9 protein-coding genes and 2 CRISPR repeat arrays (1 of these 11 cut by a window edge) are annotated in these 17,821 nt (G+C 45.8%); of the genes, 3 read left to right on the top strand and 6 right to left on the bottom strand.

Annotation, left to right across the window (positions count from 1 at the left end; translation table 11 throughout):
- Nucleotides 1–3,984: direct repeats of the CRISPR family, unit length 32 nt; unit sequence GTTTCAATCCACGCACCCGTGAAAGGTGCGAC (it extends 612 nt beyond the left edge of the window).
- Between the two features lie 64 nt (nt 3,985–4,048).
- Nucleotides 4,049–4,360: a transposase gene (locus U1P77_RS08015; protein WP_321154513.1), complete on the top strand. Its 312-nt coding sequence runs from the start codon at nt 4,049–4,051 to the stop codon at nt 4,358–4,360.
- The gene (locus U1P77_RS08010; RefSeq protein ID WP_321156660.1) at nt 4,333–5,238 is read left to right on the top strand and encodes an IS3 family transposase; all 906 of its coding nucleotides are present in this window, start codon (nt 4,333–4,335) and stop codon (nt 5,236–5,238) included. The genes U1P77_RS08015 and U1P77_RS08010 overlap by 28 nt, the downstream gene beginning before the upstream one ends.
- A gap of 47 nt (nt 5,239–5,285) precedes the next feature.
- Nucleotides 5,286–11,104: direct repeats of the CRISPR family, unit length 32 nt; unit sequence GTTTCAATCCACGCACCCGTGAAAGGTGCGAC.
- A gap of 247 nt (nt 11,105–11,351) precedes the next feature.
- Here U1P77_RS08010 and cas2 read toward each other — a convergent pair.
- Nucleotides 11,352–11,642 carry a CRISPR-associated endonuclease Cas2 gene (gene cas2 / locus U1P77_RS08005; protein ID WP_321154512.1) on the bottom strand — a complete coding sequence of 97 codons (291 nt, stop codon included), beginning with the start codon at nt 11,640–11,642 and terminating at the stop codon, nt 11,352–11,354.
- 96 nt (nt 11,643–11,738) lie between these two features.
- Nucleotides 11,739–12,770, bottom strand: a complete 1,032-nt coding sequence (gene cas1c / locus U1P77_RS08000; protein ID WP_321154511.1) for a type I-C CRISPR-associated endonuclease Cas1c — start codon at nt 12,768–12,770, stop codon at nt 11,739–11,741.
- A 119-nt stretch (nt 12,771–12,889) separates the two neighbouring features.
- On the opposite strand from cas1c, the gene U1P77_RS07995 reads away from it, so the two are divergent.
- A complete protein-coding gene (locus U1P77_RS07995) occupies nt 12,890–13,036 on the top strand; it encodes a hypothetical protein (protein WP_321154510.1) in 147 nt (48 codons plus the stop codon).
- 25 nt (nt 13,037–13,061) lie between these two features.
- Here U1P77_RS07995 and cas4 read toward each other — a convergent pair whose 3' ends face one another.
- The 4 genes from cas4 to cas5c form a co-directional block, all read right to left on the bottom strand.
- On the bottom strand, nt 13,062–13,697 hold the full coding sequence (gene cas4, locus U1P77_RS07990; protein ID WP_321154509.1) for a CRISPR-associated protein Cas4: 636 nt from the start codon (nt 13,695–13,697) through the stop codon (nt 13,062–13,064).
- A gap of 84 nt (nt 13,698–13,781) precedes the next feature.
- Entirely contained in the window at nt 13,782–14,678 is an 897-nt protein-coding gene (gene cas7c, locus U1P77_RS07985) for a type I-C CRISPR-associated protein Cas7/Csd2 (RefSeq protein ID WP_321154508.1), read from the bottom strand.
- A gap of 76 nt (nt 14,679–14,754) precedes the next feature.
- Nucleotides 14,755–16,992: a type I-C CRISPR-associated protein Cas8c/Csd1 gene (locus U1P77_RS07980; protein ID WP_321154507.1), complete on the bottom strand. Its 2,238-nt coding sequence runs from the start codon at nt 16,990–16,992 to the stop codon at nt 14,755–14,757.
- Nucleotides 16,989–17,738: a type I-C CRISPR-associated protein Cas5c gene (gene cas5c / locus U1P77_RS07975; RefSeq protein WP_321154506.1), complete on the bottom strand. Its 750-nt coding sequence runs from the start codon at nt 17,736–17,738 to the stop codon at nt 16,989–16,991. The genes U1P77_RS07980 and cas5c overlap by 4 nt, the downstream gene beginning before the upstream one ends.
- Nucleotides 17,739–17,821: the final 83 nt, after the last annotated feature.

The following is a 17,821-nucleotide window of genomic DNA, read 5'->3' as shown; positions in this document are numbered from 1 at the left end:
GACGATGTTGATTGGGATTGCGACAACCAAGAGCAAGTTTCAATCCACGCACCCGTGAAAGGTGCGACCACACTAGTCGCAGTGATTCATTTGGTAGCAATGTTTCAATCCACGCACCCGTGAAAGGTGCGACATCTTTGACATTGACGGTAATAAGCGAGGGCATGTTTCAATCCACGCACCCGTGAAAGGTGCGACGAATGGGTGGTATTGCGACCATAGCTGAACTTGTTTCAATCCACGCACCCGTGAAAGGTGCGACCACTGTGGACATATATACGCTGGGGGTGGGTGAGTTTCAATCCACGCACCCGTGAAAGGTGCGACTCGAGGCGGTGGTACTTGCGGCGCTGGCGGGCGTTTCAATCCACGCACCCGTGAAAGGTGCGACGATGCGGTCCACTGCTCTAAATATCGCATCTACTGTTTCAATCCACGCACCCGTGAAAGGTGCGACTAGGCCATCTTTAAGATTGTAAGCCAGGCTTAGTTTCAATCCACGCACCCGTGAAAGGTGCGACCCGCCCAGCAATCCGCCGCCGACCTGGTACGGGACGGTTTCAATCCACGCACCCGTGAAAGGTGCGACTGCCCATGTCTTTTGATATGACGCCCCTCTGTGTTTCAATCCACGCACCCGTGAAAGGTGCGACTAGTGAGGTAAAAGATGATACACAACGTATTGCGTTTCAATCCACGCACCCGTGAAAGGTGCGACAGCTGTTTAGCTCCAAAGCGCTCGTTAGGCTCGTTTCAATCCACGCACCCGTGAAAGGTGCGACCCTCCGCTTGACGGTCATAGTCGGAGCCCCACAGGTTTCAATCCACGCACCCGTGAAAGGTGCGACCTCCCCCTCGTCCGTAATGATAACGCTGCCACTGCGTTTCAATCCACGCACCCGTGAAAGGTGCGACCAGGCGGTTGGATTCCGTTCCCTGATGTAGGAGCGTTTCAATCCACGCACCCGTGAAAGGTGCGACATTCAACTGATTTATATTGTTTCTTTTGTCTTTGTTTCAATCCACGCACCCGTGAAAGGTGCGACATTAACGATGGTTCTATTGATTCTAATAGATTGTTTCAATCCACGCACCCGTGAAAGGTGCGACGGTGGGCGTGATGCAGCAGACCAAACCACAAAAGTTTCAATCCACGCACCCGTGAAAGGTGCGACAATAGTATTTTGTCATACGTTACGCGCTCCTTTGTTTCAATCCACGCACCCGTGAAAGGTGCGACAATCAGCTTATGGGTGAAGGTGTTTTCTTTAATGTTTCAATCCACGCACCCGTGAAAGGTGCGACCAAAGCTTGCGCGGGGATTCTGCGCCGAGCCGAGTTTCAATCCACGCACCCGTGAAAGGTGCGACGACAGGCGGCAATAACATGACTATGGTTTGTCAAGTTTCAATCCACGCACCCGTGAAAGGTGCGACACCACTGCCTTTGTCGGTATCATTGTTCCAAAAGTTTCAATCCACGCACCCGTGAAAGGTGCGACACCTGACGGAATTAGACCCGGCGGCCCTGGCAGTTTCAATCCACGCACCCGTGAAAGGTGCGACTGGTTGGTTTTTCAATATCACGACATTTTGATTCTGTTTCAATCCACGCACCCGTGAAAGGTGCGACGATAATAACATTGGTAAATTCACCATCAGGTAGTGTTTCAATCCACGCACCCGTGAAAGGTGCGACATTTAACGATTCAATAATAGCATCGACTTTACTTGTTTCAATCCACGCACCCGTGAAAGGTGCGACTGCCGTTGTCGCGTTCGGTAGTGCAAGCGATAAGTTTCAATCCACGCACCCGTGAAAGGTGCGACATTGCAAGCTGAGGGTTATCAGTTTAATGCAACAGTTTCAATCCACGCACCCGTGAAAGGTGCGACGCGTCATCGTATCTGATGGCGTCTTATTTCAAGTTTCAATCCACGCACCCGTGAAAGGTGCGACACGCCAACAACATCGACGCACAGCTCGCAGCAGTTTCAATCCACGCACCCGTGAAAGGTGCGACAGCAATAGAGGTCAACTTGTGGATGATTGCTCAGTTTCAATCCACGCACCCGTGAAAGGTGCGACCATCCGGCAAATGGCGGTTTTCGCAAAGATAAGGTTTCAATCCACGCACCCGTGAAAGGTGCGACAGATATGGCGTGTAAATGTTTGGAGGAGTTACCCGTTTCAATCCACGCACCCGTGAAAGGTGCGACTACAACATACGCCTTGATGGACGCTGACAAAGTGTTTCAATCCACGCACCCGTGAAAGGTGCGACATAATCAAAGCCAATGAACAATCTAGGGAAGATGTTTCAATCCACGCACCCGTGAAAGGTGCGACTGTGAACCACGCAGCAGTATTTATCGGTGACGGTTTCAATCCACGCACCCGTGAAAGGTGCGACTACAGCTATTGCATGGATCATCAGCAACGGTCTGTTTCAATCCACGCACCCGTGAAAGGTGCGACTTATTATTTGTCATAGCTAAATCATATTCTATAGTTTCAATCCACGCACCCGTGAAAGGTGCGACATAGCTGATTCAAAATTACCAGCTACTTTTAAAGTTTCAATCCACGCACCCGTGAAAGGTGCGACTTACAGGGTTAGTATTTAATACTGTATAAACTAGTTTCAATCCACGCACCCGTGAAAGGTGCGACCAGCGTTTAATGCTTTCTGCATTACCTTCTTTTTAGTTTCAATCCACGCACCCGTGAAAGGTGCGACCCTTTAAATAAGTTACCTACCCACTTGTAGCTGTTTCAATCCACGCACCCGTGAAAGGTGCGACATTGTTAGGCCTACCATTACTGCTTGCTTGCGATGTTTCAATCCACGCACCCGTGAAAGGTGCGACTCGCAAACTTTAGATGCCCAAGAACAAAAGACAGGTTTCAATCCACGCACCCGTGAAAGGTGCGACAAATCCTTAATAGTATAAATGCCAACCCCTTTTTGTTTCAATCCACGCACCCGTGAAAGGTGCGACCCAATTGCACCATCTGAACCATCCATACCATCAGTTTCAATCCACGCACCCGTGAAAGGTGCGACCCATTGGTACATCAACAGCACCAATGCCGATAGAGTTTCAATCCACGCACCCGTGAAAGGTGCGACTATTGAAAAGTAGTTTCTTTTGACCCAAACTGGGTTTCAATCCACGCACCCGTGAAAGGTGCGACACCTGAACCCCTTCACCCTCCAGCTAAAATTTTTTGTTTCAATCCACGCACCCGTGAAAGGTGCGACAAAACTTGAGCGAGCCACGACTTATTGCCCGAGTTTCAATCCACGCACCCGTGAAAGGTGCGACTATTTATCAAATTAACAAAGGAGATAGTTTTGGTTTCAATCCACGCACCCGTGAAAGGTGCGACTCCAAAAGGCATTGGCTTCATTAGACTGCGGTATTGTTTCAATCCACGCACCCGTGAAAGGTGCGACGTCTGGACTGTTGGTTGTGCCACTGAACACAGCTGTTTCAATCCACGCACCCGTGAAAGGTGCGACCTTAATGACGATGACAGTACGTTGTCCACCAAGGTTTCAATCCACGCACCCGTGAAAGGTGCGACCTACAAGCTAACAAAGGGTGACATATCGGGATTGTTTCAATCCACGCACCCGTGAAAGGTGCGACTTAGCTCTCCGTAAAAAGTGACGAGCTTATGAAGTTTCAATCCACGCACCCGTGAAAGGTGCGACACCAACGCCCCAGTTATTCCAGCCACCTTATCTGTTTCAATCCACGCACCCGTGAAAGGTGCGACTATACCTGTTGGGTATTATGTTTATCTGTATTTAGTTTCAATCCACGCACCCGTGAAAGGTGCGACAAGCTATCGAGCTGCGCTTAATAAGTCCAGCCGAGTTTCAATCCACGCACCCGTGAAAGGTGCGACTGGTAAGCGCCATCACCACCACCGCATCGATAAAGTTTCAATCCACGCACCCGTGAAAGGTGCGACTGTAGTGGCATAATAAAATTGGACAGTGTTTAAGAGGTTATACTAACTCAAAGAGGACATTAGTATGACTACCAAACGCAGAGAATACACCCGAGAATTCAAATTAGAAGCCATCAGCTTAGTGATTGATCACAAGCGCAAGGTTGCAGAAGTGGCAGAGTCGCTAGGGATTGGTGTATCGACCCTAGACAACTGGGTACGAAAGTATCGACTAGAGCAGCGAGGCGTTGCCCCAACCCAAGGCTTGGCTTTAACAGATGAGCAGCGAGAGTTGCAACAGCTGCGCAAAGAGAATAAGCGTCTAAGAATGGAGCGTGATATTTTAAAAAAGGCTTCAGCTCTGTTGGCATCGGACAGTCTAAAAGGCTACTACTGATAAGCAAGCTTGCAGAGCAGGACAAACGATTAAGCAAGCGTAAGCTGTGTGATTTGTTTGATGTAGTGAGAAGCAGCTACTACTATGGCATACAGACTAAGCCCATTGATGTAGAACGTGTCAAACTAAAGGCTTTGATACGTCAAATATTCAACGACTCAAAGCAATCAGCAGGGGCTCGCACTGTTATCGCTATATTGGTTAATGAGCATGGTATTAAGCTGACACGTTACCTAACTGCTAAGCTTATGAAGCAAATGGGGCTCATCAGTTGCCAGTTAAAGACACACAAGTACAAGCACTGTGATCAAATACATAGAATCCATGACAATATCTTAGATCGCAACTTTAGCCCAGCAGCACCGAACCAAGTATGGACGGGGGACGTGACTTATATTCGTATCAAAGGGGGCTGGTGCTATTTGGCTGTGGTTCTAGATCTGTTTGCGCGTCGTATCGTAGGCTTTAGCATATCAGACTCTCCTGATAGCATATTGACAAGCTCAGCACTACAGATGGCGTATCACACCAGATTTAAACCGAGCAACATACTGTTCCATTCAGACCAAGGCACGCACTACACCAGTGAGAAATTCGCTGAAGCCATAGCTGACTGTAAGGGTATGACGCAGAGTATGAGCCGAAAAGGTAACTGTTGGGATAACGCACCTACTGAAAGGTTCTTTAGAAGTTTCAAAACCGAGTGGATGCCAAAGGGTGGTTACGAGGATATCGCTGAAGCATCGAGCGCCATTAGTAATTATATTTGGGGCTACTATCAAACCGTGAGACCGCACAGCTTCAATGATCATCTGTCACCAGCTGAAAAAGAGAGACGCTACTTTAACCAAAACCTCTTGTCAGGTGTCCTAAATTAGTTGACCACTACAGACCCTCTTGCACATCATGCGTCGCCATGTCATCACGTTTCAATCCACGCACCCGTGAAAGGTGCGACAACAAATCTGCAGCCAACGAGCTGACGACATTGTTTCAATCCACGCACCCGTGAAAGGTGCGACTATTTTTAGGAAATTATTATGCATGATGTTAATGTTTCAATCCACGCACCCGTGAAATGTGCGACCTTCAAGAACTATGACTGCTGTGTAGACAAAAGTTTCAATCCACGCACCCGTGAAAGGTGCGACTGCGCTTACATGGGTGTGGTCACTTGTTACTGGTTTCAATCCACGCACCCGTGAAAGGTGCGACTCACACGCATTGACCTAGCACATGATGACATTGTTTCAATCCACGCACCCGTGAAAGGTGCGACCCCACGCCTATGCTACCCGACTTCACTGTCGAAGTTTCAATCCACGCACCCGTGAAAGGTGCGACTGACCCTGTTGATAGCGGGACCTCTTACGGCTGGTTTCAATCCACGCACCCGTGAAAGGTGCGACTTAAAGCATGATGCTATCGGTGCAAAGCTCACGTTTCAATCCACGCACCCGTGAAAGGTGCGACATAAAAGACACCACAGGGATGCTATCCAAATATGTTTCAATCCACGCACCCGTGAAAGGTGCGACTATGTATGGCGGTAGACGCGAAATAGATAGCTAGTTTCAATCCACGCACCCGTGAAAGGTGCGACCTATTACCGTAACACCCCTTAGCTCAACGGATGGTTTCAATCCACGCACCCGTGAAAGGTGCGACCAGCCAAGACACGGTAAAAGTCAATATGTCATGTTTCAATCCACGCACCCGTGAAAGGTGCGACCTAAAACTTGAGCGAGCCACGACTTATTGCCCGAGTTTCAATCCACGCACCCGTGAAAGGTGCGACTTATTTATTTGTTTGTAAGGTAGACACAACAGGAGTTTCAATCCACGCACCCGTGAAAGGTGCGACTTCTGTAACGCAAAGCTCTAAATCATCAGTTCCGTTTCAATCCACGCACCCGTGAAAGGTGCGACCAATGTGCAACATTTAGGCGACTGGAAGCGTCATGTTTCAATCCACGCACCCGTGAAAGGTGCGACACCGTCCGTGCTCGATGAGCTAGCTATCACTACCGTTTCAATCCACGCACCCGTGAAAGGTGCGACACCAGTGACGAGCATTACGCCCTGCTTTCTATAGTTTCAATCCACGCACCCGTGAAAGGTGCGACACAGCGAGACGGGTGGTTATGATCGATTTATTAGTTTCAATCCACGCACCCGTGAAAGGTGCGACAGATTTAAAAGAGCCAATGCCCTGATAGATCATGTTTCAATCCACGCACCCGTGAAAGGTGCGACGCGAGGTTTCCATGCGTATTCCTGTTAATGGTGTTTCAATCCACGCACCCGTGAAAGGTGCGACTGTCTATTGATTGTATATATGACTTGACTTTGAGGTTTCAATCCACGCACCCGTGAAAGGTGCGACGACAATGATAACGCTAAGCATATGCAAGATTTGTTTCAATCCACGCACCCGTGAAAGGTGCGACCATGCTGCTTCTGAGTCTGATCGATATTCTGAGTTTCAATCCACGCACCCGTGAAAGGTGCGACAATATCAGTTCTTCCGATTGTGCCACTCTTTTGTTTCAATCCACGCACCCGTGAAAGGTGCGACTAGACAGATATGATGTTCAGTCAGACATGGTTGTTTCAATCCACGCACCCGTGAAAGGTGCGACAAAAACACGGGTATTGTTGTTAGTGTTTTGACCAGTTTCAATCCACGCACCCGTGAAAGGTGCGACGAATAGTTATAACTTGTTTTAAATCATGGCCTGTTTCAATCCACGCACCCGTGAAAGGTGCGACAAAAAAAGCAGGCAACCAGACAAGACTTGCCGAGTTTCAATCCACGCACCCGTGAAAGGTGCGACTTACCCCCCCCCATCCCTTTTGTACCACCTTTCTAGTTTCAATCCACGCACCCGTGAAAGGTGCGACACTTTCTACGATAGCGGTAAAAAGTATTCTTAGTTTCAATCCACGCACCCGTGAAAGGTGCGACCTCCATTACTTATGGGGCGACAGAAAACCAAAAGTTTCAATCCACGCACCCGTGAAAGGTGCGACTGGTCTCGTGGCCTTAAATTATTACTTTTAATTGTTTCAATCCACGCACCCGTGAAAGGTGCGACATTACCGCGTTTAAAGGTTCGGGTTCTACTGCCATGTTTCAATCCACGCACCCGTGAAAGGTGCGACTAATACTAGGCGCTATTGTTGCCAGTGTTGCTATGTTTCAATCCACGCACCCGTGAAAGGTGCGACTGGTCTCGTGGCCTTAAATTATTACTTTTAATTGTTTCAATCCACGCACCCGTGAAAGGTGCGACAATGGAGCTATTGACTTCAAAATTTGCAGGACAAGTTTCAATCCACGCACCCGTGAAAGGTGCGACAATGAAATAAAAATCGAAACCTCTATGTCTATGTTTCAATCCACGCACCCGTGAAAGGTGCGACTACCCTCATGTTATTGATGAGGGTGTCAACTTTCGTTTCAATCCACGCACCCGTGAAAGGTGCGACGTAATATCCATGTAACCCACCTAAATATTTAAGTTTCAATCCACGCACCCGTGAAAGGTGCGACATCGCCTATTCCGATAGTGAGCTGGCATGGATAGTTTCAATCCACGCACCCGTGAAAGGTGCGACAAACCCAAAAACCACCAGTCGTCACCAGTAAAAGTTTCAATCCACGCACCCGTGAAAGGTGCGACACGAGCAATAAGTGGCCTATATATCTTGATGATGTTTCAATCCACGCACCCGTGAAAGGTGCGACTCTGATACTGCGCAAAGGATTAAGTTGCTATCGTGTTTCAATCCACGCACCCGTGAAAGGTGCGACACCGTCCTGACCATTTTTACATCTTCTTTTTTTGTTTCAATCCACGCACCCGTGAAAGGTGCGACATTAGCGCGCACACCTCACAACTCACCTTGCTTGTTTCAATCCACGCACCCGTGAAAGGTGCGACGGACAGAAGCTAGACCTAGTAGCGATACTTGAGGTTTCAATCCACGCACCCGTGAAAGGTGCGACTGTCAACTCGCGCACTGTCGATATCACTGATAAAGTTTCAATCCACGCACCCGTGAAAGGTGCGACTCAATGTATCAGCACAAATTACCCAAGCCACAGGTTTCAATCCACGCACCCGTGAAAGGTGCGACTTCTTAGTCTTTGACCACTGTACGCAGTGGCAAGTTTCAATCCACGCACCCGTGAAAGGTGCGACGTTAATAATGTTTTTTAATACTTCATACTTTTTGTTTCAATCCACGCACCCGTGAAAGGTGCGACGATAAGATTATGACTATTTCAATCAACGCAAAAGTTTCAATCCACGCACCCGTGAAAGGTGCGACGGCTTTTTAATAAATGACATCCAGTTATAGAATGTTTCAATCCACGCACCCGTGAAAGGTGCGACTGACTAACAGTAAACTATTTAACGATGCTCATAGTTTCAATCCACGCACCCGTGAAAGGTGCGACCTTATAAAACTCTTGGCTCAAAACCCACTCTGTGTTTCAATCCACGCACCCGTGAAAGGTGCGACAGACTATGCACAAAAAGTATAACTAAATAAGGTGTTTCAATCCACGCACCCGTGAAAGGTGCGACTATTTATCTTAACTGCGCTTATAAGCCTAGCATTGTTTCAATCCACGCACCCGTGAAAGGTGCGACAAGCTAGTTTTTACTCAAGCCCACGAATTAAGTGTTTCAATCCACGCACCCGTGAAAGGTGCGACATATCTCACATTACTCTTATGCAAAGTAAAGGTGTTTCAATCCACGCACCCGTGAAAGGTGCGACATCATGTAACCCATTAAGCTACCATTGCATGGGGTTTCAATCCACGCACCCGTGAAAGGTGCGACTCCTCATTACATCTATTGCAGACAATTCGGTTTTGTTTCAATCCACGCACCCGTGAAAGGTGCGACTTGATTGATTAATCAGCCATACCGCATTAGGCCGTTTCAATCCACGCACCCGTGAAAGGTGCGACCATTGGTATTTTTCCGCATTGCATTTGTGATAGTTTCAATCCACGCACCCGTGAAAGGTGCGACCAAGTTATGGATTATCATTTTGCGTTACCCATGGTTTCAATCCACGCACCCGTGAAAGGTGCGACACCTGACACGATTGTCAGACATATCAATTATGATGTTTCAATCCACGCACCCGTGAAAGGTGCGACCGTTATCATCCAATCCTTTCAGGTCATCCAACGTTTCAATCCACGCACCCGTGAAAGGTGCGACGTGAGCGTCAGTCATACCAGAAATACCCATGTTAGTTTCAATCCACGCACCCGTGAAAGGTGCGACCAGCGCATTTTTAATAAGCGTTTCTGTGCTAAATGTTTCAATCCACGCACCCGTGAAAGGTGCGACCTGAATCTACTGCGGATTTAGATGAGCTAGCAGTTTCAATCCACGCACCCGTGAAAGGTGCGACACCACCAAGCACTAATGGCCGCTATACCCATATTGTTTCAATCCACGCACCCGTGAAAGGTGCGACGCACAGGCAGCACAAGCCAAGTCTAACGCATGGTTTCAATCCACGCACCCGTGAAAGGTGCGACAAGCAAGCCATCAAGACTATTCAGGACAATAAGTTTCAATCCACGCACCCGTGAAAGGTGCGACCGCTTGTGCTAATCGTCTTATTTAAAATGCAAGTTTCAATCCACGCACCCGTGAAAGGTGCGACCCATAAGCCGTAGAACATAAACTCGCTGCCCGGTTTCAATCCACGCACCCGTGAAAGGTGCGACGTTATGGTTAATGGCCACCCGCCAAATCATAGCCGTTTCAATCCACGCACCCGTGAAAGGTGCGACCTTATTGTTGTCTGACTATTATCACCCAAACTAGTTTCAATCCACGCACCCGTGAAAGGTGCGACCTTATTAAATCTGTACATAGCATCAACGGTACAGTTTCAATCCACGCACCCGTGAAAGGTGCGACGATTTGAGCAAGGAGAGGGTGATGAGTGATATTGTTTCAATCCACGCACCCGTGAAAGGTGCGACCCCCAGCCATTACACAAGTGATCCAAGTGGAGTTGTTTCAATCCACGCACCCGTGAAAGGTGCGACTGTATGCGCTCAATATTGCCGATGTGGTCACAGTTTCAATCCACGCACCCGTGAAAGGTGCGACCTTGTTTTTAAAATAGACAACAGTATTATGTTGTTTCAATCCACGCACCCGTGAAAGGTGCGACTGCTGAGTGGGTAAAGATGAATAATTTTATACACGTTTCAATCCACGCACCCGTGAAAGGTGCGACTAGATGGCTACTATGCTAGTACACGCGCCAGCAAAGTTTCAATCCACGCACCCGTGAAAGGTGCGACCGACTTAACCCAACCTCCAAAGGCGGTTGAAAAGTTTCAATCCACGCACCCGTGAAAGGTGCGACTATATGATTGACTTAACAGACGCTGAAGAAGATGTTTCAATCCACGCACCCGTGAAAGGTGCGACTAAATTACAAATAATCATTGACTCATTGTATGCGTTTCAATCCACGCACCCGTGAAAGGTGCGACAATGGAAAATATTAAAGTTAACATAACCAACATTGTTTCAATCCACGCACCCGTGAAAGGTGCGACATACTAGGCGCTATTGTTGCCAGTGTTGCCATGTTTCAATCCACGCACCCGTGAAAGGTGCGACATAACGACCGCGATAACAGCGCCTATCAAGAGGTTTCAATCCACGCACCCGTGAAAGGTGCGACAGCCCATAGTTTAAGTCACTAATAAGGTTGAGAAAAAACCTTGGAATTTGCGAACGTCTAAACCATGAGCGAATCTGGCAAGTAGGGCACTCACCAGAGTTTTATTTCTAAAAAATAAAAGTAATAAAATCAATTTGTTAAATAGCATTGCGTCCCCTTTGCGAATCTCCTAGAGATTTTATGTATGCTACAGGCTCGCAACGACCTTTTACAGTCGAATAATACATTTTACGGTTTATTATAATGTCTAAAATAGCAATACATCATTCAAGTCTATCACAGGTTTTGCGCCGACGTGTTCCACTTTATGCTGCCAATTTTTACCGAGGTGATAATAGCGCAAACTGTCAATATCATGATTAATGATATCCTCAAGCGTGGCTTTGAGTGTCGTCCACTGAGCCGGATTGACTTCGATTTCGAACACAGAGTATTGCACCCGTTGCCCATAATTCAGGCAGTGCTTAGCAACGTGACGCAGACGTTTGGCACTTGACGCGCCCTCTGAGCTAATGTCATAAGTGACCAGTACCATCATGATATAAATCCTTAATTGCTAATCTAGCTATCATTTTTTAATGCAAGCTTATTTTCTTCTATCGCGTTATTAATTAAGATTAATGATAAGCGCTATCTACTTCCACAAAAAGGGAATATAAGCATCAATATCACCTCTAATGTGACGTGCCATAATAGTAGCCTGTAAATGCGGGAGTAAGCCGAACGGTACGGTTTCCTCAAACCAGTCATGATAGATGGTTTGCTGCTTGCGGTCATGCCATGCCTTAAAAAATGTCTGACGCGCATCGTCTTTGAGCCAAACGGCCCCATTAGGCTCTTGCTTAAAGTCTGATCTACTCAGTTGCTTTTTATTTACCAGCGCGAGGACAAAACGATCAACGATAGGTCTAAATTCTTCTACCAAATCAAGGGCTAGAGAAGGGCGACCGGGACGCAATTGATGAAACACTCCGCAAGCAGGATCAAGCCCAACCGTTTCAAGCGCACTTCGGCAATCATGGGTCATCAGTGTATAAGTAAAAGACAACAGCGCATTCATAGCGTCAGTCGGCGGATTACGGGTGCGTTTAGCAAAATGAAAATCAGGATTACGAATGAGATGCGGAAACACGCTAAAGTAAGTGCTTGCCATCTCACCTTCACGGCCTAGCAAATCTGGCAGGTTTTGAGTGGCAAGAATTTTACCAAGACCATGCTCCAAGCGTTTTTGCGCGGAGTCTAAACTATTGATAGTCGCGTCATCAAGCTGATCTTTATAATCACGAAGGTAACGACGAATGACTTGGCGCTGATTGTGGACTTTACCCAAAATAATACTATGACAAATCGGCTGAACCCGCTCAGGGTCATCGCTGATTCGATATTGCTCACGGCGTAATAGCACGTTGCCACTGACCGCGCCCTCAATACGGGCTTGAAACTTACCATAGCGATTCAGGTGAGTGATAGTGATGGCGTTATCCGTACAATGCGCCATCAGCGCTGGTGATATAGAAACTTGTCCAAAGCAAACGATAGCATCCAACTTATGAATAGGCACACGACCTTTGACTTCATGATCAATATTCATGACCACATTCTCACCTTGTTTATTCATCCATGCGCCTTGAGTCTGAACGAATAGAGTGTTTTTTAACGGGCGCATATTAATTCCTAATAAAGGTAGGTAACTCTGACGATTGGATTGAAAATCCTTTTTGAAGATAACTTTAAATTATGCTAAATTAAATCACTACTATTCAATATCGATAAAGGAGTAGTAATATGAGTAATCATGAAGCGGATACAGAAAATGCAAATAAAGGTACTTCAGGTACCAATGACGCTTACGATCAGAATCAAGGTAATAAAGGCAAGCAGCTAAATTCACAAGAGCCTAAAAATGATGCCCAGACTCAAAAAGAAGACTAATATTTTCCATTGATTAGCCTGTTAATTAATGATTGGGCTCATCTAAGCTAGCAACAATATGTTTAGTAAGCCATGCCTTGGCATTCTTATTAAATATCTTGGGATGGCAGTGGTCTTTGAGTGAGCAATTGCGGCATTTGCTAGTGCTATAGACAGGCTTTGGCGTCTGTCCACTTTCTATAATATGTCGGCAGTCGTCAATAGCATCTAAGGTAATTTGCCGAAGTTCAGTGTCAAAATCTATCGCGTGACGGCGACGAGTCTTACCATAAAACAGTGCCCCTCTCGGTACGACGCAATCGTGCATATCTTCCAAGCATAAAGCTTGGGCGCACAGCTGTACCTCATCGGCGCGGTGCGATTTCGGTTTACCACGCTTATATTCAATGGGGAAGGGTACTTGAGTACCATCTTCATCAGTATGATATTCAACGACATCAGCGATACCTTCCAAGCCTAACGCTTTATGACCCAATGCTAAGGTGCGAACGGTTTTGATATTGCCGCGCGTATCATGCCCACCAGAGTTGACCTTTTCATGCATGACTTGGCCTTCGGCGGTGAACAAGTTCTCCTCCCACGCGCATTCCAGCTCTATCAGGGCGAACTGACGCGGACAAAATAAATAATGCTGTAAGCGGGATAGGTAGAGAGTTTGCATAGTGGTTACTCTTCATTAAATAATAAGGTTTGAGCAAACCTTAATAGGTAAAATTTGCTCAAATAATGAAAAATTAATTAAAGTTTAGAACCCTTCAATAATCTCAGGTGTTAATCCTTTAAGTGCCAACTTTAACGCTGACTCATCAAACTGCCCATTATCATCCAACAGCTCTTTTAAGCTACGATGTACTTTCGCTGATGAGTACTGTCCTGACTTACTGCTGTGTGGCCACCAAACTACCTTCTTAACTTGCATACTGCCTTCAGGACGTGCCGATGAGGCATCACCTTCAAACAATTTAGGTAGAATTTCCTTTATCTTTTCAGCATCAGCATCACTAAAGCCTGTCCGCTCGGCTAATTGTGGTGTGATAGCGCCATAAGTCACGTAAATACCTTCGTCTACACGGTGCTTCATACCCATCGTATCGCTACCCTTTTTGCTGCCATCGCCTTCACCGCTAACACTTTTGGTAATTTGCGTACTGGTAATATCGACAGGTTGCAGGCTAAAAGCCGACTGAATCGTGACAGGGCCGCGAATAGGAATAGACACGCCATCTGCGCCTTTGGTATCGGCTTTAAAAGCAAATACCTGACCAAACGCACGCACATCAAACCATTTATCACAGGCCTTTTTAGCGGTCTCATCACGTTTGGCTTCGATATTCTCTTTTTTATTGGCTTCAAAGGCATTTTTACCCAAGCCTACTTCTTCATCATAAGCACGGTTTTTTAGGCTGGTCATGCTATCGGTTTTTTTCTCATCAGACTGGATGAATATCTCTTCGCCTGATTCTTGCAGACGATCACGAATTTTACGCTTGAGGCAAACGTCGGTGATTTCACCGTTACCTTCGAAGTCAGTACGGGGACGGTTGCCATTTAGCGGGTCACCATTGGGATTGGCATTGCTTACGCCCATAATGATGGCGAAGTCGATTTTATTATTGATAGAATTGTGAGTAGTAGCAGTCATAATTATTTCCTTGTTTTAAATTCAGAATATTAATAAGTATATTAGGAAGACAATAGCTGTCCTACAATTTATAGCTTTATTCGTCCGCAGAGTTGTCTTGCTGCTCTGTTACTTTTTCATTTTCACGAACTTTTTTGGCTTGTTGTTTATCTAGTTTCAATTGCATTTTTTGGCTGTGATAACCTAATAAAAATTCGCCTGACAAGGCTGAGTCATTATTAAAGTCTTCTATTTCAAATGAACTCATAATTTGATCAATCATAGACTGCATGTTGGCTAGATAACCACCACGTTTAGACTTTAGACGATTCTCATACGGTTTGAGTGCCAGCTCGATATTACGCCAAGTACTAAAGGGACGATTGGCGAACTGTTGCATATAACGCTGGGCAGTCGTGTTACGCTTTTCGCCTGCAATATATAACGCCAGACTTTCGATATCATCTGCAATAGCTAGCAAGCGTCCATATAAATAGTCACGGCTGGTATAATCGGTTTGTAGTGCCACGGTGTAGCTCCTTTGTTTTGAATGACGCTGATAATAACCACGGAATAATGCGCAAGCCACGCTAATGGCTTGATCCCATTCCCAATTTTCTAACACTAATGGATTGCAGGCACGTTTGATAGTTAGCTCAACCAGTTGCCACGGTAGCTGCCTTACTTCTCCCTCAACGATACAGGGCAGGACTTGCGAGACGACCTGCTTTTTTAAGGTGTCGGAGAGACGAGACCCGTAAGCCACTTGGGCAATTTGCTTAGGTGTTGGCGCTTTAATGGTGAGTTTAGACTCATTACTCTCTTGGTCTTTGTAATAGAAGTACCATGAGAACTGGCGATACCACGACTCTAGCGCATCAATATACGCATCGGGCATGCTTTCATGATAGTAGGTAACGGCCATTCTCCCAGGGGTAGCAGCATCTAGAGTAATGACGGAAATCTGGTCGTGAGCATCGAGATTCTGACGGTAACCTTGCATGGTATTGTTTAAACACTTGGCAAAGTTAATACCTAGATTTTTATCATGGTTAGGACGAGGCGAGAAAGGCTTAGATTCAACGGTTGAGGCAAGGCTGTCGGTAGAAGCTATACTATCGTCATCGTCGTCATAATTATCATTCTCAAACTCAGTATTATCAAAGCCAGTGCTATTCTCTAAACCGAAATCCTCATCATCGATAGATTCCCTGTTGTTGTCATTATTGATATCAATACCGTCATTTTGGCTATCGATATTATCTGCTACATTAAACCCTACAGCCTCTGCCATATCTTGCGTAGGTTGAATAACTTTTTGAGCAGATATTGCCCAAGCTACCACTGCTTGCCCTGCATCTTCACGTCCTTGGCGAGCTAATAACCATGACAACGCCGCATGCGCTTTTTCAGTGACCACCGCACTGATATTTGCGCCTTGCAGACCATTGGCCGCAATGGATTTTTTATCATCAGTAAACCGACCCAAAAAGGTAAAGCTGGACATATCATTGGCAGAAATCAGCTTGGCATTGGTAGCACTACGTAAAATACGGTTCGGATGTTTACTGGCAAGAGGACGCGTCTCTCCTGTGACATAACAAAAGCCATCGGTGCTATCAAGCGTCGCATAAAACTGTTGCCATGATTCAAACAAACTAGTATCTTTCCATGTTTCAGCAGGGCCACCTTTTGCCATATTAGTGATATCACTGAGCGTTATTTTCCATGCTATAAATGCAGCTCCTTGATCAAAGGTCCCTTTATCTGGATGTTTATTTAATGAAGATAAAATACTGTCCGGATAGTCTCCTGCCTGCGTGGGATAAGCCAGTTTGTCATTATCAATAGGGTCAGCAATAAGGACATTGGCTTTTAATAAGTCTTTTACTACTGTGCCTTTCTGTACGTATCTGAGCACTGCCTGTGCTTTTGGATGGGCATACTCTGAATTACACCAAAAACTTAGTATTTCAATGTAAGGTTCATAGAAGTTGCGTTTAGGGTCGACTGCATAATGTTCAAAATAGTCTTTAGCTAAATACTGAACCTTATCTGATAATGGATGTGGAGGTGGTATTTGGCCTGCACGAGTTGCGGAATCATTAGTTGCAGGAATAGCTAGATAGCTTGATTTTACTTTGCCTGTTCCGCGCTCACCATTGTCTCTACATATCTCGGCTTTGACGAAGTCACCTTTATCATTAATAGTAACGATAATTTGAACGTTCTGATTAACATGATAATAAGGCATCAACTGAGTTTCTTGAGACTGGACTTCCTCATTTTGGCTGGCCTGCTCATAGGTTTGATATAGTCGTTGTAACCAACTCATAGCATATCCTCCGTTTGAGTGACCGGCTGTATATTGTCATCAAGCTCAAATACTTTAGCCGTCATCTCCCGTACAAAACGATTTGGCATACCGTTATTAGCATCGGCTGCAAGATCATCTGTGGGTTTGGGAAATTCCAAAACGCCATAACGCATGACTGCCTGCCAAAAGCGACTGTGCAGCTCATCTATACCCGTTTCATCAGGATAAGCAAAGCTATGAAACATGAGGCCATAGCTAAGCTGATCAATTTCATCATAAAAACCTTGTCCGCTACCGTATTCGCAAGGTTCGATATAACCTTGGCACTCTCTAGCACCTAAGAATATATCTTGCCGTCCACCCTTATCAACCATACGCTGAGCGATGCTGTAGTGCTTACCATCAATGCGGTCAGCTTTTAGTTCAGGACGGTGCATATTCCACTCAAAATGTGCTTGGACTTGATAAGCAACATCATGAAGATAGGTATAATAGGCTAAGTCATTTCCATCTTTATGGAATTTAATTGGCTTCATTCCCTTAGTCTGCGTACGAATGGGATTGATTACACGAACTTTATCAATGTACCAAATAATAGTAGGTTTCCAATAAATGCTTTTACATATTCCTTTTAGTGCCTCATAAGTTGGCAGATGGTAGCTAGTCTTCTCACCACCGATACGCGTGATGGGGTCAGTAAATAAAGCGTTACGACCTGTGAGTAGAAATTCGATAGAATTTTTTGGTTTTATATTTTCTGTCATAAGTTGTCCCTTTTTAGTCTAACGTCTATCCATCTAAGAGTTTTATTTATATATTTAATAAATTTTTTCGTAAAGGAAAAGAT

Origin of the sequence: Psychrobacter sp. LV10R520-6 (assembly GCF_900182925.1) — a bacterium.
Classification (GTDB): domain Bacteria; phylum Pseudomonadota; class Gammaproteobacteria; order Pseudomonadales; family Moraxellaceae; genus Psychrobacter.
Note: the sequence above shows the minus strand (reverse complement) of the source record. Positions and strands in the feature narration are given on the sequence as shown.